Below are 19759 nucleotides of genomic sequence, written 5' to 3' on the forward strand. Positions count from 1 at the left end.
AGGCATGAGACGAATCGCAGTCAACGGCTTCGGCCGCATCGGTCGCGCCCTCTTCCGCCTGTCCCTCGAACCCGGTGCCGACTTCGAGGTCGTCGCCATCAACGACCTCACCGACACCGCGACGCTGGCCCACCTGCTCGCCTACGACTCCGTGTGGCCGCGCTTCGACCACACCGTCGAAGCAGGGGAGAACTCCCTCATCGTCGACGGCCGCGAGATCGCGGTGTTCTCCGAATCCAACCCCGCCGACATCGACTGGACGTCGAAGGACGTCGAACTCGTCGTCGAATCCACGGGCATCTTCACCCGCCGCGACCAGGCCGAGGCCCACCTCGGCGGGTCCGTGAAGACCGTCGTCCTCTCCGCCCCCGGCAAGAACGTCGACGCGACGTTCGTCATGGGCGTCAACGAGGACACGTACGACCCGGAGAAGCACGAGGTCGTCTCGAACGCCTCGTGCACGACGAACTGCATGGCCACCGTCGTCAAGGCCCTCGACGACGCGATCGGCGTCGAATCGGGACTGCTCAACACCGTCCACGCCTACACCGGCGACCAGAAGCTCGTCGACGGACCCCACCGGGACCTGCGCCGGGCCCGGGCCGCGGCGATCAACATCGTGCCCACGACCACGGGCGCCGCCCGCACCGTCGGCAAGGTCATGCCCCACCTCGAGGGCAAGCTCGACGGCTTCGCGATCCGCGTGCCCGTGCCCGCCGGATCGATCATCGACTTCACGTTCACCCCGAAGAAGCCGGTCACCCGCGACGAGGTCAACGCGATCCTCAAGTCCGCCGCGGAAGCCTCGCCCTACCTCGACTACACCGAGGCCGCCCTGGTGTCCACCGACATCGTCGGCACCACCGCCTCGGCGATCGCCGACTCGGAACTCACTATGGTCTTGGGCGACCAGGTCAAGGTCGTCGCGTGGTACGACAACGAATGGGGCTACTCGAACCGGCTCAAGGACATGGTCAGCTACCTGCTCAGCGAAAGGCCCCAATGAGGACATTCACCGACCCGTCGATCTTCGCGCACCGCACGGTGCTCGTCCGCAGCGATCTCAACGTCCCCATGGACGGGACGACGATCACCGACAACGGCCGGGTGCTCGCGTCGGCGGGCACGATCCGCGCACTCGCCGAGGCGGGGGCCAGGGTCATCGTCATCTCCCACCTCGGCCGGCCCGGCGGGGCGCCCGATCCGCACTTCTCGCTCGCCCCGGTGGCCGGTGAGCTCGCCGCGGCGATCGGCCGCGACGTCGCCTTCGCCTCGGACACGGTCGGTGAGGATGCGGCCGCGAAGGTCGCAGCCCTGAACGACGGTGACGTGCTCCTCCTAGAGAACCTCCGGTTCAACCCGGAGGAGACCTCGAAGGACGAGGGCGAACGTCGCGAGTTCGCGAGCCGACTCGCGGCCTTCGCCGACGACTTCGTCTCCGACGGGTTCGGCGTCGTCCACCGCAAGCAGGCCTCGGTGTACGAACTCGCCGAACTCCTCCCGCACTACGCGGGCTCCCTCGTCCAGGCCGAGGTCGAGGTCAGCGACCGCCTCCTCAACTCTCCCGAGCGCCCCTTCACCGTCGTCCTCGGCGGATCGAAGGTCTCCGACAAGCTCGGGGTCATCGACAACCTCATCGCCCGCGCCGACAACCTCCTCATCGGCGGCGGCATGGTCTTCACCTTCCTCGCAGCGCTCGGCCACGACATCGGCTCCAGCCTCGTCGAGAAGGACCGGATCGACGACGTCAAGGGCTACCTGGAGCGGGCCGAGGCCGGCGGTGCGCGCATCATGTTGCCCACCGACATCGTCATGGCCGCATCGTTCGCCCCCGACGCCGACCACTGGGTGCGCCCGGTCGACGCCCTCGAGGACACCCCGGCCGGAGCCGCAGGCCTCGGCCTCGACATCGGACCCGACACCGCCGCCGCCTACGCCGAGGTGATCCTCGGTTCGAAGACAGTGTTCTGGAACGGCCCCATGGGCGTCTTCGAGTTCCCCGCCTTCGCTGCGGGGACGAAGACCGTGGCCGCCGCGCTCACCGCCTCGGCGGACGGTGCGGTTGCCGACCGGCTCACCGTGGTCGGCGGCGGGGACTCGGCTGCCGCAGTGCGGGCGCTCGGCTTCTCCGACGACGAGTTCGGCCACATCTCCACCGGCGGCGGGGCGAGCCTCGAGTACCTCGAAGGCAAGACCCTGCCCGGCATCGAAGCTCTCGCGTGAGGACTGACCACCATGACTGACCGCACCCTGCTGCTCGCCGGCAACTGGAAGATGAACCACGACCACCTCGAAGCGATCTCCACCGTGCAGAAGCTCGCGTGGGCGCTCGAGGACGCGAAGCTCGACGACTCGCAGTGCGAAGTCGTCGTCGTCCCGCCCTTCACCGACATCCGTTCGGTGCAGACCCTCGTCCAGGGCGACAAACTGTGGCTGCGCTACGGCGCCCAGGACGTCTCCCGGCACGAACCCGGCGCCCACACCGGTGAGATCGCCGCGACGTTCCTCGCCCGGCTCGGCTGCACGTACGTCGTCGTCGGCCACAGCGAACGCCGGGCCGACAACCACGAGACGAACGACGTCGTCGCGGCGAAGGTCAAAGCGGCCCTCGGCCACGACCTCCTCCCCATCCTCTGCGTCGGCGAATCGCTGGCCCAGCGCGAGGAGGGCAGCCATGTCGACTTCACCCTCACCCAGCTCGAGGAGTCACTCGAGGGCCTCGGCGCCGACGACCTCCAGGGCCTCGTCGTCGCCTACGAACCCGTGTGGGCGATCGGCACGGGCAAGACCGCGACGGCCGAGGACGCCGCCGAGATGGCCACGGCGATCCGTGGCCGGCTGCGCGAACGGTACGGCGACGCCCTCGCCGACTCGACGCGCATCCTCTACGGCGGCTCCGTGAAGACGGACAACGTCGCCGACATCCTCGTCTCCGACGACGTCGACGGCGCACTCGTCGGGGGAGCGAGCCTGAGCGGGCCCGACTTCGCCGCTTTGTGCAAGGCCGCGGTGGGCAAGTAGACTGAACTGCAAATCCTCTGACAGAAACACAGGTTGAACTCGACGTGGAAATCCTCACCTACGTACTCATCGGCGTGCTCGTGCTCACGAGCATCTTCCTCACCCTGCTCATCCTGATGCACAAGGGCAAGGGCGGCGGCATGTCCGACATGTTCGGCGGCGGCATGTCGTCCTCGCTCGGATCCTCGGGCGTGGCCGAACGCAACCTCAACCGGTTCACCGCCCTGATGGCGATCGTCTGGGGTGCCTCGATCATCCTCCTCGGACTCATCACGCGCTTCAGCAGCTGAGCTCCGTCGGCGCTGACTGCGCACCAGACAGCAGAGGCCCTCACCGTCACCGGTGAGGGCCTCCGTCGTGTGTCTCAGTCGACGCCGTGATCTCAGTCGACGCCGTAGTGGTGGTGCGGCGCGATCTCGGAGACCGCGCGCCGCAGCTGGTCGAGTCCGCGTGCCCGATCGGTGAGGTGGACGCGGAGGACGGGACGCCCCTTCTCCCGCAGCGCCGCAGCATCGCCGAGGGCCTGGGCCCGCTGGAGTTCGGCGAATCCGTACCCGCGGCCGGGGACGAGGAGTTCGGTGCGCGGGTCCGCCGTGATCTGCAGGAACACCCCGTTGGGGTGTCCGCCCTTGTGGTACTGACCGGTCGAATGCAGGTAGCGGGGACCGAACCCGAACGTCGTCTGCACACCAGCATGACGGGAGACCAGCGGCCGCAGGTCCGTCGCACCGGCCTCGCCGAGGCGGTCGAGGTACGCCTGGATCCCGATGTAGCCGTACTCGTCGACCTGGTCGAAGAGCTCCCGGAGGGCACCGACAAGGTCGGTGGCTTCGACTTCCCCGTAGACCTCGACATCGCCGTCGGCGAACGCCGGGTAGTCGCCCTCCTGCGTTCCCGTCTCGAGGGCGGCGCGGGCGAAGGCCTTCGCGGCCTCGACGTCGGGCTGGTCGAAGGGGTCGACGCCGATGCTGTAGCCGGCGATCGCTGTCGCGAACTCCCAGAACAGGAACTGCTCACCGAGGTCTCCGTCGACGACGGCGTTGAACCCCGAGGGGGCGCCGAAGTCGGACTCGGAACCGAGGACGGCGAGCACGGCATCGGCCCGGGCATCGGCGAAGCCGACATCGGAGGGGCCGTCGACGACGACGGGCAGGATGCCCTGCCCGTCCTTGCCGAGGGACTCGGCGACGAGCTGCTCGACCCAGGCCCCGAGCCCGCGCAGGGCGGGGGAGGTGTCGGCGAGCACGAGCTTCTCCGTCGCCCTGGCGTGCGCGATGCCCAGCCACGTGCCGAAGCGCAGCGCCGGGTTCTCGTCGCTGTCGAGGGCGAGGTCGGAGGCGATGGAGTACGCGGAGTCGACGATCCCGCGGACGTCGACACCGGCGAGACCGGCGGGGACGAGCCCGAACGGGGAGAGCGCGCTGAAGCGGCCCCCGACACTCGGATCGCCGTGGAACGTCGCCAGGTAGCCTTCCTCGGCGGCCAGCGCGTCGAGTTCCGTGCCCGGATCGGTGATCGCGATGAACCGGGTGGCCGGGTCGATGCCGACGGCCTCGAAGGCCGCGGCGAAGGCCCGCCTGATCGCATCCGTCTCGATCGTCGTCCCCGACTTCGAGGCGATGACGAGGACGGTGTGGTCGAGGTCGGTGCCGATCGCCTCGGCGACCTGGTTCGGGTCGGTCGAATCGACGATCTCGAGCTCGACCCCGGCCGCGGTGGCCATCACCTCAGGGGCCAAGGAGGACCCGCCCATGCCGGTGAGGCTGATCGACCGCAGACCCGCCTCGGCGAGACGGTCCCGCAGGGCCTCGATCTCGTCGAGCAGCCCGGCGGCGCGGAACGGCAGGTCGACCCAGCCGAGTCGGTCGGCGGCGACTGCGGCATCGGTGAACACCGTCCCGTCTCGTTCGGCGATCCGGGAGGGCACCCGGTCGGCGACGAGCCGGGCGATCTCGGCGTCGAAGTCCGCTGCGACGGGGACACTCAGTTCGACTCTCATGCGCGCTCCAATGCTCGGCGGATCGTGTCCTGGAGTTCGGCCCAGCTGACGTCGAACTTCTCCAGCCCCTGTGTCTCGAGCAGGGTCATCACCTCGGCGTAGTCGATGCCGAGGCGGGCGAGCTGGTCGAAGACCTCGTCGGCGGCCCGGTAGTCCTCGGTCGAGATCGGGGCACCCACCTCACCGTGGTCGGCGAAGGCCCGCATCGTCGCTTCGGGCATCGTGTTGACGGTGTCGTCGGCGACGAGACCGGTGACATACATCGTGTCCGGGTACTCCGGGTTCTTCACCCCGGTCGAGGCCCACAGCAGCCGCTGCGGCTGCGCACCGGCGAGTTCGAGGACGCGGAAGCGCTCGGAAGTGAAGAGCTGAGAGTGGATCTCGTGGGCCAGCACGCAGTTCGCGATGCCCGCGCGTCCGGCGAGCTCCGCGGCGGCGGGATCGTCCAGCTCTGCCAGGCGGGCGTCGATCTCCGCGTCGACGCGGGAGACGAAGATCGAGGCGACCGAGCGGATCGTGCTGAGGTCGTGACCGGCCGCCCGGGCCTTCTCGAGCCCCTGCAGGTACGCCTCGACGACGTGCCGGTACCGGGTGAGGGAGAAGACGAGGGTGACGTTGACGCTGATGCCCGCCCCGATCGTGTCCGCGATCGCGGCCAGACCCTCCTCGGTGGCGGGGATCTTGATCATCGCGTTCGGTTCGCCCACGCGTTCCCACAGGGCCTTCGCCGAGGCGGTGGTCCCGGCGGTGTCGCGGGCCAGCGGCGGGGCGACCTCGATCGAGACGCGGCCGTCGTCACCGTCCGTGGCGTCGTAGACGGGACGCAGCAGGCGCGCGGCGGCGGCGACGTCGGCGGTCGTCAGGGATTCGATCGCCTCATCGACGGAGGCGCCTGCGGCGGCGAGCTCCTCGAGGCTGCCGGCGTAGGAGTCGGAGCCGGCGATCGCGGTGGCGAAGATCGTCGGATTCGTCGTCACCCCCACGACGTTCATCGTGGTGACGAGGTTCTCCAAGTCACCGGTCTCGAGTCGGGTGCGGGACAGGTCGTCGAGCCAGACGGACACGCCGGCCTCGGACAGTCGGGCCAGGCTGCTCTGCGCGGTCATGCCTCTCCCTTCGCTGCGGCGATGGATTCCTCGGCCGCCTCGACGACGGCCTCGGCGGTGATGCCGAACTTCTCGAACAGGGTCTGGTAGTCGGCGGAGGCCCCGAAGTGCTCGATGGACACCGCGCGCCCGGCGTCGCCGAGGTAGCGGTGCCAGCTCATCGCCGAGGCGGCCTCGACGCTCACCCGGGCCTTGAGGGAACGGGGGAGCACGGCCTCCCGGTAGTCCTCGTCCTGGGCGTCGAACCATTCCTGGCTGGGCATCGAGATGACCCGAGCGACGATGCCTTTGGCATCAAGCGTCTCGGCGGCTGCGAGGGCGAGCTGGACTTCCGAGCCGGTGGCGATGATCGCGACCTGCGGGTCGTCGCCGGTGTCGTGGAGGACGTACCCGCCTCGGGCGGCCTCGGACGCCGGGGCGTACTTCGACCGGTCGAGGACGGGCACGTTCTGGCGGGTGAGGATGAGGCCGCTGGGGCCGTCGGTGCGTTCGAGGATCTTCCGCCACACGACGGAGGTCTCGTTCGCATCGGCCGGCCGGACGACGTCGAGGCCGGGGATCGCCCGCAGTGCGGAGAGGTGCTCGATGGGCTGGTGGGTGGGACCGTCCTCGCCGAGTCCGATCGAGTCGTGCGTCCACACGAAGACGTTCGGCAGCTGCTGGAGGGCCGCGAGGCGCACTGCGGGCCGCTGGTAGTCGCTGAAGACGAGGAACGTGCCGTTGTAGGGCCGGGTTCCGCCGTGGAGGGCGATGCCGTTGCCGATGAGGCCCGCGGAGAACTCGCGGACGCCGAAGTGGATGTTGCGACCGTACGGGTTGCCGGAGAACGCATCCGTCGACCGGTCGGCCGGCAGGAAGCTCGGCTCGCCCTTGATGAGGGTGTTGTTCGAACCGGCGAGGTCGGCCGACCCGCCCCAGAGCTCGGGCATGCGCTCGGCGATCGCGTTGAGCACCTTGCCCGAGGCGGCACGGGTGGCGATGCCCTTCTCGTCGGCGTCGAAGACCGGGAAGTCCGCGTCGAGGCCGTCAGGCAGGGTGCGGGTGCGCAGCCGTTCGAAGAGCTTCGCACGTTCGCCGTTGGCGTCCTTCCATGCGTCGAACCTCTCGTTCCAGGCCAGGTGCTCCTCGCGTCCGCGCTCCCGGGCGGTGCGGGTGTGCTCGAGGACCTCGGGTGCGATCGCGAAGGTCGCGTCGGGGTCGAAGCCGAGCAGCTCCTTCGTCGCGCGGATCTCGTCCTCGCCGAGGGCCGAACCGTGGGAGGCTCCGGTGTTCTGGGCGTTCGGGGCCGGCCACGCGATGATCGTGGAGAGGCGGATGAAGGACGGCCGCGGGTCGGCCTTCGCGGCTTCGACGGCGTCGTGGAAGGCCTCGATGTCCTCGTGGTACTCGCCGCCGGCGGTGAAGTCGACGTGCTGGACATGCCAGCCGTAGGCCGCGTAGCGGGCCGCGGTGTCCTCGCCGAAGGCGATCGCTGTGTCGTCCTCGATCGAGATGCGGTTGTCGTCCCAGATGACGAGCAGGTTCGACAGCTCCTGGGTGCCGGCCAGGGACGAGGCCTCACCGGACACGCCCTCCTCCATGTCGCCGTCGGAGGCGAGGACGACGATCTGGTGGTCGAACGGCGAGGTGCCGGGGGCGGCGTCGGGGTCGAAGAGTCCGCGTTCGCGGCGGGAGGCCATCGCCATGCCCACCGCCGAGGCGACACCCGAGCCGAGCGGGCCCGTGGTGATCTCGACGCCCGGAGTGTGCCCCACCTCGGGGTGGCCGGGAGTGAGCGATCCCCACGTGCGCAGCGCCTTGAGGTCGTCGAGTTCGAGTCCGAAGCCTGCGAGGTAGAGCTGGACGTACTGGGTGAGCGAGCTGTGTCCGAGCGAGAGGACGAAGCGGTCGCGTCCGGCCCAGGTCGGATCGGCGGGATCGAGGTTGAGTGCGTGATGGTAGAGGTAGTAGGCGACGGGGGCGAGGCTCATCGCGGTGCCGGGGTGCCCGTTGCCGACCTTCTGCACGGCGTCGGCGGCGAGGAGGCGGGCGGTGTCGACTGCGCGGGAGTCGAGGTCTGTCCAGGACAGGGTAGTCATGTCGTCGAGTGATCCTTCACGTCGGGGCGGTGCGTCCACTCAAACTCTACCGCGCGCACCGCGAGTCCTCGGGCCCGCGCCGCCGTGTGATATTCCTGGTAGTCACGACACCAGCAGTGAAGCACGAGCAGCACTGCGCGAGAAGGAGGAGTCGTCATCTCCGGAGACCCCGATACCCGTGAGCCCCGCATCGCGCTCGTGCTGCGGATCGTCGGCATCAGCGTGCCCGTGCTCTTCGTCCTCGAGCGGATCGCCGTCAACGCCTATCTGGGTCAGCCGTGGACGTGGACGATCGCCGATGGGGAACTGCTCGGCTGGGTGGCTGTGACCCTCTGCGGAATCGCGCCGTTCGTTGTCTGCCTCGTCGCAGCCGCCGTCGCGCGCCCAGCCGGCCTCGTCTGGTGGACGGCGGTGGTGTATACGGTGCTCGCAGGGGCGTTCGGCGTCTGGGTCGATGTCGACATGCTCACACTCGACGATCCGCTGGCCGCACTCGGTCTGTTCTTCCTCATTGTGTGCCAGTGGGCCGTCCTCCTCACTGTCGCCGTCATCGTCGGGGTCATCGCCGTCGTGCTCCACCGCCGCCGCGAGCGTTGGGGTGTCCCCGACGACAGGGAGACTCGCCGGAGCCCAACTGGAAAATAGTTCGACAGGGGGTAGAATCGGGCGAGTGAGTAATCTTCGTCAGAACCCCGGCACGCAGAGCGAGCGACCTCTGCAGAGGACGATCGACGAAGCGAGACACTCCAAGCGACCCCGCTCGATCATCGGCGCCTACATCGCCCTGACGAAGCCGCGCGTCATCGAACTCCTCCTCGTCACCACCGCCCCGGTGATGTTCCTCGCCGCGAACGGCATGCCGAACCTCTGGCTCGTGCTCAACACCCTCATCGGCGGGGCCGCCGCTGCCGCCTCGGCGTCGGTGTTCAACTGCTACGTCGACCGGGACATCGACGCGAAGATGGACCGGACGAAGCACCGTCCCCTCGTGACGGGGGAGATCTCCCCGCGGGCGGCACTGATCTTCGCCTTCGTCCTCGGTCTCGGGTCGATCTTCTGGCTCGGCGGGTTCACCAACTGGGTCGCCGCGGGACTGACCGCGTGCGCGATCCTCCTCTACGCCGTCTTCTACACCCTCGTCCTCAAGCGCCGCACGACGCAGAACATCGTGTGGGGCGGGGCCGCCGGCTGCATGCCGGTGCTCATCGGCTGGTCGGCGGTGACCGGGGGACTGGCGTGGGAGCCGCTCATCCTCTTCCTCGTCATCTTCTTCTGGACGCCGCCGCACTACTGGCCGCTCGCGATCAAGTACAAGGCCGACTACGACGCCGCCGACGTCCCGATGCTGCCCTCGAAGGTCCCGCCGACCTCGGTGGGCCGGCAGATGATCCTCTACACGTGGGCGATGGTGCTCACCTCGCTCGTCCTCATCCCCGTCGCCCCGATGGGACCCGTCTACACGGTCGTCGCCGTACTCGCCGGCGCGTGGTTCCTGTGGTCGTGCTACGCGCTCGTCTCCCGGGCGAAGAAGGGCCTGGACGGCACCTCGCTGCGGGCGATGAAGGTCTTCCACGGCTCGATCACGTATCTCTCACTGCTCTTCCTCGCCGTCGCCGTCGACCCGTTCGTCACCCCGCTGCTGCCCAGCCTCTGGTGACGGGCGTCAGCCCGCGTCGACGAGCTCGGCGATGACGATCTTCTTCATCCCCATGAGCGCACGCACCTGCGCGTCCCCGGTCATGAGCTCGCCGAGGTTGTCCGGCACGATCTGCCAGCTGATCCCGAAGCGGTCCTTGAGCCAACCGCACTGCTCGGACTCGGGCACCGCCGACAGCGCCTGCCAGTACCGGTCGATCTCCGCCTGATCCGCGCATTCGACGGTGAGCGAGATCGCCTCGTTGAAGGTGAACGCCGGTCCGCCGTCGAGGCAGATGAACCGGTTGCCGTCGAGTTCGAAGACACCCGTGATGACCTTCCCGCTCATCCCCGCGAAGTGCTCGTTCAGGCTCTCGTCGGGATAGCGTTCGATGGAGACGATGCGCGAGTTCGGGAAGACGGAGCAGTAGAACTCCATCGCCTCCTCGGCGCGGTCAGCGAACCACAGGCACGGAACGATCGGCGTCGACATGGACTCTCCTCGGGTAGGCGCTGTCGAGCACAGCGACACTGGCTGCGATCGTAGCGGAGAGTCCGATCATATGGAATGCCACGAGCACCCAGGGAACGCCCGTGAAGTACTGGACGTAGCCGATCAGCCCCTGGGCGAGTTCGACGATGAGGAGGACGACGAGCGGGGCGACCATCGGCGTCCACCGTTTGCGCGCGTACACCAGCGCGGCGATCGTGGTGATGACGAGCAGCCACACGGGGAAGGCATGGAACCGGGTGATCCAGACGTTGTCGAGGCCGTTGCGCGTCGAGATCGTCGACCCCGAGTGCGGGCCGGCACCCGTGGTGAGGACGCCGAAGAAGACGACGACGGCGGTGAGGATGAGGATCGCCCAGCCGAGCGCGGGCAGGGGAGACGGCGCCTTCTCACCCGTGCGCACTCCCGTGTCGTAGGTGCGGCGGACGAAGTACGCGGCCACGCCGACGGCGATGGCCGAGGGCACGAAGTGACCGGCGACGACCCACGGGTTGAGCTTCGTCCACACGGTGATCCCGCCCATGACCGCCTGGATCGGGACGATCGCGGTGAGCGCGATGTTGAGCCAGAACAGGTCAGGACGGTCCTTGCGGTGCTTCCACAGGAGGATGAGGATGGCGACGCCGAGGAGGGCGAGGGCGACCGCGAGCGTGCGGTTGCCGAATTCGATGATGCCGTGGAAGCCCATCTCCTTCGTCGGCACGAGCGAATCCGGGGTGCACTTGGGCCAGTCCGAGCAGCCGAGGCCCGAACCGGTGAGACGGACGATGCCGCCGGTGAAGATGATGCCGGCCTGGGCGATGAGCATGGCCCAGGCGGCGATGCGGATCCTGTTCACTTGACTCCTCATTCGAAACGGAACCACCTGCGTGCGGCAAGCGTTCCGACCACGCCCCAGACGAGGAGCACGATCATGGCTTTGACATCCCAGCCGTCGGCCAGGCTCGCGCGCATGGCATCGCCGAGCGCGCCGGAGGGCAGATAGCCCACGACGGTGCCCCATTCGCCGGCCCCGGGCAGGACGAGTCCGCCGGCTCCGGCCATGAGCACCCACACGAGGTTGGCCGCCCCCAGGGTCGCCTCGGCGCGCAGCGTGCCGGCCATGAGCAGACCGAGGGAGAGCAGAGCGGCCGTGCCGAGGACGGTGGCGACGATGAGGGGCACCACATGGATCGGCCCGGCGAATCCGAGTCCGCACGCGATCGCGAAGGCGAGGGCGAACTGGAGGACGACGACGCCGATGACGGCGCCGAGCTTGCCGAGGATGAGTCCCGTCGTGCCCAGCGGCGTCGTCGCCAGCTGGGCGAGGACCCCGTAGCGGCGGTCGAAGGCCGTGGCGATCGCCTGCCCCGTGAACGCCGTCGAGGCCAGGCACAGGCCGAGCGTGCCCGGCAGGGCGATGCTCAGGCGGTCCCCGCCTGCCGGGATCGCGCCGAGCGCTTCGAGCAGCGGGGTCGTGGAGAGGAAGACGAGGAGCCCGAGCGGGAGGATGAGGGCGAGCAGGAGCTGTTCGCCGTTGCGGAGGACGGCCAGGGTCTCGAAGCGCGCTTGGGAGAGCACCCGGCGGGTGCGCATGCCCGGGCTCGTGGGAACGGTGACGGTGCTCATCGCAGCGGCCTTCCCGTGAGGTCGAAGAACACCTCGGACAGCGACTGCGACTGCATCGCGATGTCCCCGATGCTCAGGCCCGCCTCGGCGATGACCGTGCACAGGGCGGCGATCGCGGTGCTGTCGAGGTCTCCTGCGGCGATGAGGTGCGTGCCCTGCACCGTCGTCGGGGCGACGGCGCTCAGCGCTGCGGCGAAGCGGTGACCGGCCTCGCTGTCGGGGTCGGGGGCGTCGGGCACCGTGATGACGAGTCGGCGGCCGAGTCCCGAGGAGCTGCGCAGCACCTCGGGGGCGCCGCGGGCGATGATGCGGCCGCGGTCGATGACGACGATGTCATCGGCCAGGGCCTCCGCCTCGGTGAGGTCATGGGTGGTGAGCACGACGGCGACACCGGTTGCGGCGAGCTCGCGGATGACGTCGTGGACGACGGCGCGGGCCTGCGGGTCGAGTCCCGCGCTCGGCTCGTCGAGGAAGACGATGCGGGGACGGCCGATGAGGGCCGCGGCCAGAGCCACGCGCTGCCGCTGCCCGCCGGAGAGGCGACGGATCGATCGGGACGCGAATTCGGGGATGCCGAGGATGCCCGCGATCTCGTCGATCGGTCGCGGATTCGCGTAGAGGGAGGACAGGTGGCGGAGCACGGCCAGAGGCTTCGCGCTCATCGGCAGGCCGCCGTCCTGGAGCATGACGCCGGCGAGCTGTGAGGTCTCCTCGTGCCGGCGGTAGGGGTCGAGACCGAAGATCTCCACGGTGCCCGCATCCGGGCGTCTGGTGCCCACGGCCAGGGAGATCGTCGTCGACTTGCCTGCGCCGTTGGGACCGAGGACGCCGAGCACCGCACCGACCGAAGCGTCGAGGTCGATGCCGTCGACGACCTGGTGCGCCCCGTACGCATAGCGGAGCCCACGGATGGTGAGTGCCGATTGAACCACCCGAACATTCTACGTCCCGTCGAAACCTCACGCCTAAACGGGGCGCCGGAACGAGGGAGTCGGGGAGAGGCGGGAGTTAGGCTCACCTAGTTTTACGAAACAATTTACGCAACAATAGTGTTGTGTTAGTCAAGGAGGTGGAGTATGAGTGCGAACGATGTGGACGAGCGCCGCACCAGGCAGAAGGTGTTCCGTTCCGTCCTCGACGACGGACCCATCACCGCCTCGGCGTTGGCCAAAGGCCTTGAGCTGACCCCGGCGGCGATCCGTCGTCACCTCGACGCGCTCGAAGCCGAGGGCCTCATCGAAGTCCGCGGCCTCGCCGGAAAGCAGGCGGGTCGGGGACGCCCGGCCAGGAACTACGTCGTCACCTCACGCGGACACGACGAACTCAGCCGGTCCTACGACGAACTCGCCGTGAGCATCCTCCGGTTCTTTCAGGGCCGGATGGGGCAGGAGGCCGTGGGGGACTTCTCCGACGACTTCGTCGCCCGGCTGCGCGAACGCCTCGGCGGGGAGCTGGAGAAGCGGGGCGGACGCTCCGTGGCCTCCCGGTCCCGGGCGCTGGCCTCGGCGCTGAGTCGGGAGGGCTATGCCGCCTCGGCGACCCCGGTGGCCGCAGGCACCCCGCTCGAGGCGATGCAGCTGTGCCAGGGGCACTGTCCCATCCAATCCGTGGCCGCCGAGTTCCCAGAGATCTGCGAAGCAGAGCTCGCGATGTTCTCGGAGTACCTGGGCGTCGACGTCCGCCGGCTGTCCTCGCTGGCCCACGGCGACCACGTCTGCACGACCCACATCCCGACCTCGGAACTCACCAGGCCACCCATCCACGCAAACGATCGACCTCAAGGAGGTTCACGATGACTGACACCAGCAATCCGATCATCGAAGCGAACCCCGAGCTCAAAGACCTCGGGCAGTACGCGTACGGCTGGCACGACGAGAACGACGCAGGCGCCGCGGCGGCCCGCGGGCTCTCCGAAGACGTCGTGCGCAACATCTCGAAGCTCAAGGACGAACCCGACTGGATGCTCCAGCGCCGGCTCAAGGCACTGAAGCTCTTCGAGAAGAAGCCGATGCCGAACTGGGGCGCCGACCTCTCGGGAATCGACTTCGCCGACATCAAGTACTTCGTGCGCTCCACCGAGGGCCAGGCCCAGTCGTGGGAGGACCTGCCCGAGGACATCAAGAACACCTACGACCGGCTCGGCATCCCGGAGGCGGAGAAGCAGCGCCTCGTCGCCGGCGTCGCCGCGCAGTACGAGTCCGAGGTCGTCTACCACAAGATCAACGAGGAGCTCGAGCGCCAGGGCGTCATCTTCCTCGACACCGACACCGGTCTCAAGGAGCACCCGGAGATCTTCGAGGAGTACTTCGGCTCGGTCATCCCCTCCGGTGACAACAAGTTCTCTGCGCTGAATACCGCCGTGTGGTCGGGCGGCTCGTTCATCTACGTCCCCAAGGGCGTCCACGTCGAGATCCCGCTGCAGGCCTACTTCCGCATCAACACGGAGAACATGGGCCAGTTCGAGCGCACGCTCATCATCGCCGACGAAGGCTCCTACGTCCACTACGTCGAAGGCTGCACGGCCCCGATCTACAAGACGGACTCCCTGCACTCCGCCGTCGTCGAGATCATCGCGAAGAAGGACGCCCGCGTCCGCTACACGACGATCCAGAACTGGTCGAACAACGTCTACAACCTCGTCACCAAGCGCGCGATCGCCGAAGAGGGCGCGACCATGGAATGGGTCGACGGCAACATCGGCTCGAAGGTGACGATGAAGTACCCGGCGATCTGGCTGACCGGCGAGCACGCCCGCGGCGAGACGCTGTCGGTGGCCTTCGCCGGTGAGGGACAGCACCAGGACACGGGCGCGAAGATGGTCCACGCGGCCCCGCACACGCAGTCCTCGATCGTCTCGAAGTCCGTCGCCCGCGGCGGCGGCCGCGCTGGCTACCGCGGTCTCGTCCACGTCTACCCGGGCGCCGAGGGCTCGTCGAACAACGTCCTCTGCGATGCCCTCCTCGTCGACAACATCTCCCGGTCGGACACATACCCCTACATCGACATCCGTGAGGACGATGTGACCCTCGGCCATGAGGCGACCGTGTCGAAGGTGAGCGAGGACCAGCTCTTCTACCTCATGTCCCGCGGCCTCGAGGAGACCGAGGCGATGGCGATGATCGTGCGCGGCTTCGTCGAGCCGATCGCCCGTGAGCTGCCGATGGAGTACGCCCTCGAGCTCAACCGCCTCATCGAACTGCAGATGGAAGGCGCAGTGGGCTGAGCCCGCTGTCGACCTGCCTAAGGAGAATTTGTGACTGATACGACCAACCCGCTCGGCGTGTCCGAGCACGCCCACGGTGCCGGCGTCCACGTTCCCGACGCCAAGCGCGATGCGCGCACCCGCAGCTTCGACGTCGCGGACTTCCCGGTGCCCACCGGCCGTGAGGAGGAGTGGCGCTTCACCCCCGTGCGACGGCTCTCCGACTTCTTCGCCGACGCACCCACCGAGGCGGGGCTCACCGTCACCGGGCAGCTGCCCGCAGGCGTGACCGTCGAGGAGATCTCCCTCGACGCCGCGCAGGAACTCGGCATCCTCGAACCCGAGGACCGCGCGGCGGCCGTGGCCGCCGCCCGCACCGGCCACGTCACCCACTACTCGGTGCCCGCGGAGACCGAACTCGACCAGCCGGTCATCATCCACGCCGACGGCGCCGGCACCGATCTCGTCCACGGCCATGTCGTCGTCTCCGTCGGCGCCAACGCCAAGGCGACGATCGTCGTCGAGCACGAGGGACTGGCCCGGTACTCCGAGCTCGTCTCCCTCGTCGTCGGCGACGGCGCGGACCTCACCTTCGTCTCCCTGCAGCTGTGGGACGACGGCTCCCAGCACCTGGGCCAGCACGACGCGATCGTCGGCAAGGACGCGAAGCTCAAGCACATCGTCGTCACCCTCGGCGGCGACGTCGTCCGCCTCAACGCCAACGTCCGCTACTCCGCGAACGGCGGCGAGGCCGAACTCCTCGGCCTCTACTTCGCCGACGCCGGGCAGCACCTCGAGCACCGCACGTACATCGACCACAACACGGCCAAGGCCACGTCGAACGTCATGTACAAGGGCGCCCTGCAGGGCAAGGACGCGCGCAGCGTGTGGATCGGCGACGTCCTCATCCGCCCCGAGGCGCTCGGCATCGACACCTACGAGCTCAACCGCAACCTCATCCTCACCGATGGGGCGCGCGCGGACTCGGTGCCCAACCTCGAGATCGAGACCGGTGACATCGAAGGCGCCGGCCACGCCTCGTCGACCGGCCGCTTCGACGAGGAGCACCTTTTCTACCTCATGTCCCGCGGGATCCCCGAGGACGTCGCCCGGCAGCTCGTCGTCCGCGGCTTCTTCAACGAGGTCATCCAGAAGATCCAGGTGCCCGAGATCGAATCCGTCCTCAGCGAGCGCATCGAGGACGAACTGGCCCGGAGCGTCCTGTGACGATGATCGATGTGGCCGCCGCCGCTGATGTGGCCGTCGGCGCCGCCGTGCGGGTCGACGTGGTGGGTCGTGAGATCTGCCTGGCGCGCGACTCCTTCGGCGTCATCCACGCGATCGACGACCTCTGCACCCACGGCGAGGTGTCCCTGGCCGAAGGCGATGTGGAGGGCTGTGCCATCGAATGCTGGCTGCACGGCTCCCAGTTCGACCTCAACACCGGTGCGCCGCTGAGCCCACCGGCCTTTGAACCCGTCGCGGTCTATGCGTGCGAAGAGATCGCCGGCCGCATCCTGCTCGACCCGAACACGACTGTGAACTGAAAAGGATAGACATGTCCAAGCTCGAAATCTCCGACCTGCACGTCAGCGTCAACACCGAGGCCGGCCAGAAGCCGATCCTCAACGGCATCAACCTCGAGATCGACTCGAACCAGACGCACGCCATCATGGGCCCCAACGGCTCCGGCAAGTCGACCCTGGCCTACTCGCTCGCCGGCCACCCGAAGTACGAAGTCACCTCCGGATCCGTCACCCTCGACGGTGAGGACGTCCTCGACATGACCGTCGACGAGCGCGCGAAGGCAGGCCTCTTCCTCGCCATGCAGTACCCCGTCGAGGTGCCCGGCGTCACCGTGACGAACTTCCTCCGTTCGGCCAAGACCGCGATCGACGGCGAGGCCCCGAAGCTGCGCAACTGGACGAAGGACCTCAAGAACGCGATGGAGCAGCTGCGGGTCGATCCCGAGTTCGCGACCCGCAACGTCAACGAGGGCTTCTCCGGCGGCGAGAAGAAGCGCCACGAGATCCTCCAGATGGAGATGCTCAAGCCGAAGTTCGCCGTCCTCGACGAGACCGACTCCGGCCTCGACGTCGATGCCCTGCGCATCGTCTCCGAAGGCGTCAACCGGGTGCGCGAGACCACCGATGTCGGCGTCCTCCTCATCACCCACTACACGCGCATCCTCCGCTACATCAAGCCCGACTTCGTCCACGTCATCGTCAAGGGCAAGGTCGCCGAGGAGGGCGGACCGGAGCTCGCCGAACGCCTCGAGAACGAAGGCTACGACCGCTTCCTGTCCTCGGCGGTCTGATGTTCTCCCGGCTGCGCGGTGACTTCCCGATCCTCGACGCCAGGGTCGGGGAGTCCCCGCTGACCTATCTCGACTCCGGGGCGACCTCGCAGAAGCCCGAATGCGTCATCGACACGTTCACGGAGTTCTTCACGCAGCGCAACGCAGCCGTGCACCGGGGCGCGCATTCGCTCGCGGTCATGGCCACCGACTCGTTCGAAGCCGGACGCGCAGCCGTGGCCGGGCTCGTCGGCGGCGAAGCGAACCAGGTCGTGTGGACGAAGAACGCCACCGAGGCGCTCAACATCGTCGCACTCGGCATGGACCGGGCCAGCCGCGGCTTCGGCGGGCAGGCGGCGGAGCGCTTCGCCCTCGGCGCAGGCGACTCGATCGTCGTCACCGAGATGGAGCATCACGCCAACCTCGTGCCCTGGCAGCAGCTCGCGCAGGCCACCGGGGCGCAGCTGCGCTGGATCCCGGTCACCGACGCCGGTGAGCTCGACCTGTCCCGGCTCGACGAGATCGTCGACGAGACGACGAAGGTGCTCGCCTTCACCCACGTCTCGAACGTGCTCGGGACGATCAACCCGGTCGACACACTCGTCGCCCGGGCCAGGGAGGTCGGCGCCTTCGTCGTCCTCGACGCCTGTCAGTCCGTGCCGCACATGCCCGTGGACTTCGTCGACCTCGACGTCGACTTCGCGGCGTTCTCCGCGCACAAGGCGCTCGGGCCCACCGGCTTGGGCGTGCTCTGGGGCAGGGCGGAGCTGCTCGATGCGCTGCCGCCCGTGCTCACCGGCGGGTCGATGATCACGACGGTGACGATGGACTCCGCCGAGTTCATGCCCGCTCCGCAGCGCTTCGAAGCCGGCACTCAGCCCGTGGCCGAGGTCGCGGCCTTCGCGACGGCCATCGGCTACCTCCAGGAGGTGGGCCTTGCCGAGGTGTTCGAGCATGAGCGCGAACTCGGTTGCCTGCTGCTGGACGGGATCCGGGAGATCCCGGGGATCCGCATCCTCGGCGAGGCCGAGGACCGGATCGGGACCGTGGCCTTCGAGGTCGAGGGCGTCCACGCCCACGACGTCGGGCAGTACCTCGACTCGCAGGGCGTGGCCGTGCGCGTGGGCCACCACTGCGCACAGCCGCTGCACCGCCGGTTCGGGGTGACCGCCTCGACGCGGGCGAGCACGTACCTGTACAACAACGCAGACGACGTCGACCGCTTCCTCTCGGCCTTGGCCGAGGTGCGTCCGTTCTTCGGCCTCACCGAGGCGGGACGGCAGGCGTCATGACCACGCAGATGCAGCAGCTCTACCAGCAGGTCATCCTCGACCATTCGCGGTCCCGGATCGGCAACTCCGCCCTGCACGGGGAGGCCGCCGCCGGTCCGCATGGGTACTCCCACCAGGTCAACCCGACCTGCGGGGACGAGATCGAACTCGAGACCGAGCTGGCCGATGGCTCCGTGAGCGTGCGCTGGACCGGTGACGGCTGCTCGATCTCCATGGCCTCGGCCTCCGTGCTCACGGAGCTCGCGGCCTCGGCGAGCATCACCGAGATGCTTGAGATCGAAGCGGCCTTCCATGAGCTCATGCACTCCCGCGGCACGATCGAGGCCGATGAGGAAATACTGGGCGACGCCGCGGCGTTCCAGGGAGTGTCGAAGTTCCCTGCCCGGATCAAGTGCGCCCTCCTGGCGTGGATGGCGTTCAAGGACGCTCTCGCTCAGGCTCAGGCCGGGGCGACGACAGCAGACAACGAGGAGAAGTGATGCCCGAAGTCATTGACGCCCCGCAGAACGCGAGCGTCGAAGAGGTCCGCGAAGCGATGATGGACGTCGTCGATCCCGAACTCGGCGTCAACATCGTCGACCTCGGCCTCGTCTACGGACTCAACGTCGAAGACGACGGCACCGCCGTCATCGAGATGACGCTCACCTCGGCGGCGTGCCCGCTCACTGACGTCATCGAGGACCAGACCGCGCAGTGCCTCGACGGCATCGTGCCGGCCTACCGCATCAACTGGGTGTGGATGCCGCCATGGGGTCCGGAGAAGATCACCGAGGACGGCCGCGAGCAGATGCGGGCGCTCGGCTTCAACATCTGAGGCCCCTAGCCCAATCGGTCGAGCGTCGACGTCCCCGTGGGGACGTCTGAGACCACCGCCGAGGTGGGACTCCGAATCGGGAGTCCCACCTCGGCGATGTGCGTGTGGGGGAGGGCACGCGCGGTCGGGTCTGCATGGGAGAGGCGGACGTGAAACAATGGTCCGGGCCCGCGGACCGGCGGGACCGAGACTCCGCT

At 68.4% G+C, this 19759-nt stretch carries 21 protein-coding genes; 14 read left to right on the plus strand and 7 right to left on the minus strand.

Going from position 1 to position 19759, the window contains the following annotated elements:
• Window positions 1-4: 4 nt before the first annotated feature.
• The 4 genes from gap to secG are packed head-to-tail and all read left to right on the plus strand — an operon-like array spanning window position 5 to window position 3311.
• Window positions 5-1006, plus strand: a complete 1002-nt coding sequence (gene gap / locus AACX88_RS02645) for a type I glyceraldehyde-3-phosphate dehydrogenase (protein WP_339391557.1) — start codon at window positions 5-7, stop codon at window positions 1004-1006.
• On the plus strand, window positions 1003-2223 hold the full coding sequence (locus AACX88_RS02650) for a phosphoglycerate kinase (protein WP_339391558.1): 1221 nt from the start codon (window positions 1003-1005) through the stop codon (window positions 2221-2223). The genes gap and AACX88_RS02650 overlap by 4 nt, the downstream gene beginning before the upstream one ends.
• Before the next feature lie 12 nt (window positions 2224-2235).
• The gene (tpiA, locus tag AACX88_RS02655) at window positions 2236-3021 is read left to right on the plus strand and encodes a triose-phosphate isomerase (RefSeq protein ID WP_339391559.1); all 786 of its coding nucleotides are present in this window, start codon (window positions 2236-2238) and stop codon (window positions 3019-3021) included.
• 44 nt (window positions 3022-3065) lie between these two features.
• Complete coding sequence (gene secG, locus AACX88_RS02660) at window positions 3066-3311, plus strand: preprotein translocase subunit SecG (RefSeq protein ID WP_339391560.1); 246 nt, start codon at window positions 3066-3068, stop codon at window positions 3309-3311.
• Between the two features lie 92 nt (window positions 3312-3403).
• Here secG and AACX88_RS02665 read toward each other — a convergent pair whose 3' ends face one another.
• Genes AACX88_RS02665 through tkt form a run of 3 tightly spaced genes read right to left on the minus strand, consistent with a single transcriptional unit; the run spans window position 3404 to window position 8204 of the window.
• Window positions 3404-5020 carry a glucose-6-phosphate isomerase gene (locus tag AACX88_RS02665; protein WP_339391561.1) on the minus strand — a complete coding sequence of 539 codons (1617 nt, stop codon included), beginning with the start codon at window positions 5018-5020 and terminating at the stop codon, window positions 3404-3406.
• Window positions 5017-6126 (minus strand): transaldolase, encoded by a 1110-nt coding sequence (gene tal, locus AACX88_RS02670; RefSeq protein ID WP_339391562.1) that lies wholly within the window; start codon window positions 6124-6126, stop codon window positions 5017-5019. The genes AACX88_RS02665 and tal overlap by 4 nt, the downstream gene beginning before the upstream one ends.
• The gene (gene tkt / locus AACX88_RS02675) at window positions 6123-8204 is read right to left on the minus strand and encodes a transketolase (RefSeq protein WP_339391563.1); all 2082 of its coding nucleotides are present in this window, start codon (window positions 8202-8204) and stop codon (window positions 6123-6125) included. The genes tal and tkt overlap by 4 nt, the downstream gene beginning before the upstream one ends.
• Before the next feature lie 198 nt (window positions 8205-8402).
• Here tkt and AACX88_RS02680 point away from each other — a divergent pair, with 198 nt between their 5' ends.
• Together AACX88_RS02680 and AACX88_RS02685 are read left to right on the plus strand one after the other, a co-directional pair.
• The gene (locus AACX88_RS02680) at window positions 8403-8849 is read left to right on the plus strand and encodes a hypothetical protein (protein ID WP_339391564.1); all 447 of its coding nucleotides are present in this window, start codon (window positions 8403-8405) and stop codon (window positions 8847-8849) included.
• A gap of 25 nt (window positions 8850-8874) precedes the next feature.
• On the plus strand, window positions 8875-9861 hold the full coding sequence (locus tag AACX88_RS02685; RefSeq protein ID WP_339391565.1) for a heme o synthase: 987 nt from the start codon (window positions 8875-8877) through the stop codon (window positions 9859-9861).
• Window positions 9862-9867: 6 nt separating this feature from the next.
• Here the strand turns inward: AACX88_RS02685 and AACX88_RS02690 are convergent, their stop codons facing one another.
• From AACX88_RS02690 to AACX88_RS02705, 4 genes are read right to left on the minus strand one after another with little or no spacing between them, the layout of a single operon-like run.
• Window positions 9868-10332: a VOC family protein gene (locus tag AACX88_RS02690; protein ID WP_339391566.1), complete on the minus strand. Its 465-nt coding sequence runs from the start codon at window positions 10330-10332 to the stop codon at window positions 9868-9870.
• Window positions 10295-11188, minus strand: a complete 894-nt coding sequence (locus AACX88_RS02695) for a COX15/CtaA family protein (protein WP_339391567.1) — start codon at window positions 11186-11188, stop codon at window positions 10295-10297. Before AACX88_RS02695 ends, AACX88_RS02690 begins: the two co-directional genes overlap by 38 nt.
• Before the next feature lie 8 nt (window positions 11189-11196).
• Window positions 11197-11958, minus strand: coding sequence for an ABC transporter permease (locus AACX88_RS02700; RefSeq protein WP_339391568.1), 762 nt, complete (start codon window positions 11956-11958; stop codon window positions 11197-11199).
• Window positions 11955-12890 (minus strand): ABC transporter ATP-binding protein, encoded by a 936-nt coding sequence (locus tag AACX88_RS02705; protein WP_339391569.1) that lies wholly within the window; start codon window positions 12888-12890, stop codon window positions 11955-11957. Before AACX88_RS02705 ends, AACX88_RS02700 begins: the two co-directional genes overlap by 4 nt.
• 144 nt (window positions 12891-13034) lie before the next feature.
• Here AACX88_RS02705 and AACX88_RS02710 point away from each other — a divergent pair, with 144 nt between their 5' ends.
• Genes AACX88_RS02710 through AACX88_RS02745 form a run of 8 tightly spaced genes read left to right on the plus strand, consistent with a single transcriptional unit; the run spans window position 13035 to window position 19562 of the window.
• Window positions 13035-13754, plus strand: coding sequence for a helix-turn-helix transcriptional regulator (locus AACX88_RS02710; protein WP_339391570.1), 720 nt, complete (start codon window positions 13035-13037; stop codon window positions 13752-13754).
• Complete coding sequence (gene sufB, locus AACX88_RS02715) at window positions 13751-15181, plus strand: Fe-S cluster assembly protein SufB (protein WP_339391571.1); 1431 nt, start codon at window positions 13751-13753, stop codon at window positions 15179-15181. Before AACX88_RS02710 ends, sufB begins: the two co-directional genes overlap by 4 nt.
• A 30-nt stretch (window positions 15182-15211) precedes the next feature.
• Window positions 15212-16387 (plus strand): Fe-S cluster assembly protein SufD, encoded by a 1176-nt coding sequence (sufD, locus tag AACX88_RS02720; protein WP_339391572.1) that lies wholly within the window; start codon window positions 15212-15214, stop codon window positions 16385-16387.
• Complete coding sequence (locus AACX88_RS02725) at window positions 16384-16707, plus strand: non-heme iron oxygenase ferredoxin subunit (RefSeq protein WP_339391573.1); 324 nt, start codon at window positions 16384-16386, stop codon at window positions 16705-16707. Before sufD ends, AACX88_RS02725 begins: the two co-directional genes overlap by 4 nt.
• An 11-nt stretch (window positions 16708-16718) precedes the next feature.
• Window positions 16719-17477 carry a Fe-S cluster assembly ATPase SufC gene (gene sufC, locus AACX88_RS02730; RefSeq protein ID WP_339391574.1) on the plus strand — a complete coding sequence of 253 codons (759 nt, stop codon included), beginning with the start codon at window positions 16719-16721 and terminating at the stop codon, window positions 17475-17477.
• Entirely contained in the window at window positions 17477-18748 is a 1272-nt protein-coding gene (locus AACX88_RS02735; RefSeq protein ID WP_339391575.1) for a SufS family cysteine desulfurase, read from the plus strand. Before sufC ends, AACX88_RS02735 begins: the two co-directional genes overlap by 1 nt.
• Complete coding sequence (gene sufU / locus AACX88_RS02740) at window positions 18745-19227, plus strand: Fe-S cluster assembly sulfur transfer protein SufU (protein ID WP_339391576.1); 483 nt, start codon at window positions 18745-18747, stop codon at window positions 19225-19227. Before AACX88_RS02735 ends, sufU begins: the two co-directional genes overlap by 4 nt.
• Window positions 19227-19562: a metal-sulfur cluster assembly factor gene (locus AACX88_RS02745; protein ID WP_339391577.1), complete on the plus strand. Its 336-nt coding sequence runs from the start codon at window positions 19227-19229 to the stop codon at window positions 19560-19562. The genes sufU and AACX88_RS02745 overlap by 1 nt, the downstream gene beginning before the upstream one ends.
• Window positions 19563-19759: the final 197 nt, after the last annotated feature.

It is taken from the genome of Brevibacterium metallidurans (genome assembly GCF_037101285.1).
GTDB classification, from domain to species: Bacteria; Actinomycetota; Actinomycetes; order Actinomycetales; family Brevibacteriaceae; genus Brevibacterium; species Brevibacterium metallidurans.

What these genes read in the sequence shown, in the direction of transcription:
- tpiA (WP_339391559.1), top strand. Translation starts at nt 2,236, where the DNA reads ATGACTGACCGCACCCTGCTGCTCGCCGGCAACTGGAAGATGAACCAC.
- AACX88_RS02745 (WP_339391577.1), top strand. Translation starts at nt 19,227, where the DNA reads ATGCCCGAAGTCATTGACGCCCCGCAGAACGCGAGCGTCGAAGAGGTC.
- sufU (WP_339391576.1), top strand. Translation starts at nt 18,745, where the DNA reads ATGACCACGCAGATGCAGCAGCTCTACCAGCAGGTCATCCTCGACCAT.
- AACX88_RS02735 (WP_339391575.1), top strand. Translation starts at nt 17,477, where the DNA reads ATGTTCTCCCGGCTGCGCGGTGACTTCCCGATCCTCGACGCCAGGGTC.
- sufB (WP_339391571.1), top strand. Translation starts at nt 13,751, where the DNA reads ATGACTGACACCAGCAATCCGATCATCGAAGCGAACCCCGAGCTCAAA.
- AACX88_RS02690 (WP_339391566.1), bottom strand. Translation starts at nt 10,332, where the DNA reads ATGTCGACGCCGATCGTTCCGTGCCTGTGGTTCGCTGACCGCGCCGAG.
- gap (WP_339391557.1), top strand. Translation starts at nt 5, where the DNA reads ATGAGACGAATCGCAGTCAACGGCTTCGGCCGCATCGGTCGCGCCCTC.
- sufC (WP_339391574.1), top strand. Translation starts at nt 16,719, where the DNA reads ATGTCCAAGCTCGAAATCTCCGACCTGCACGTCAGCGTCAACACCGAG.
- AACX88_RS02650 (WP_339391558.1), top strand. Translation starts at nt 1,003, where the DNA reads ATGAGGACATTCACCGACCCGTCGATCTTCGCGCACCGCACGGTGCTC.
- AACX88_RS02710 (WP_339391570.1), top strand. Translation starts at nt 13,035, where the DNA reads ATGAGTGCGAACGATGTGGACGAGCGCCGCACCAGGCAGAAGGTGTTC.
- tkt (WP_339391563.1), bottom strand. Translation starts at nt 8,204, where the DNA reads ATGACTACCCTGTCCTGGACAGACCTCGACTCCCGCGCAGTCGACACC.
- AACX88_RS02700 (WP_339391568.1), bottom strand. Translation starts at nt 11,958, where the DNA reads ATGAGCACCGTCACCGTTCCCACGAGCCCGGGCATGCGCACCCGCCGG.
- AACX88_RS02665 (WP_339391561.1), bottom strand. Translation starts at nt 5,020, where the DNA reads ATGAGAGTCGAACTGAGTGTCCCCGTCGCAGCGGACTTCGACGCCGAG.
- tal (WP_339391562.1), bottom strand. Translation starts at nt 6,126, where the DNA reads ATGACCGCGCAGAGCAGCCTGGCCCGACTGTCCGAGGCCGGCGTGTCC.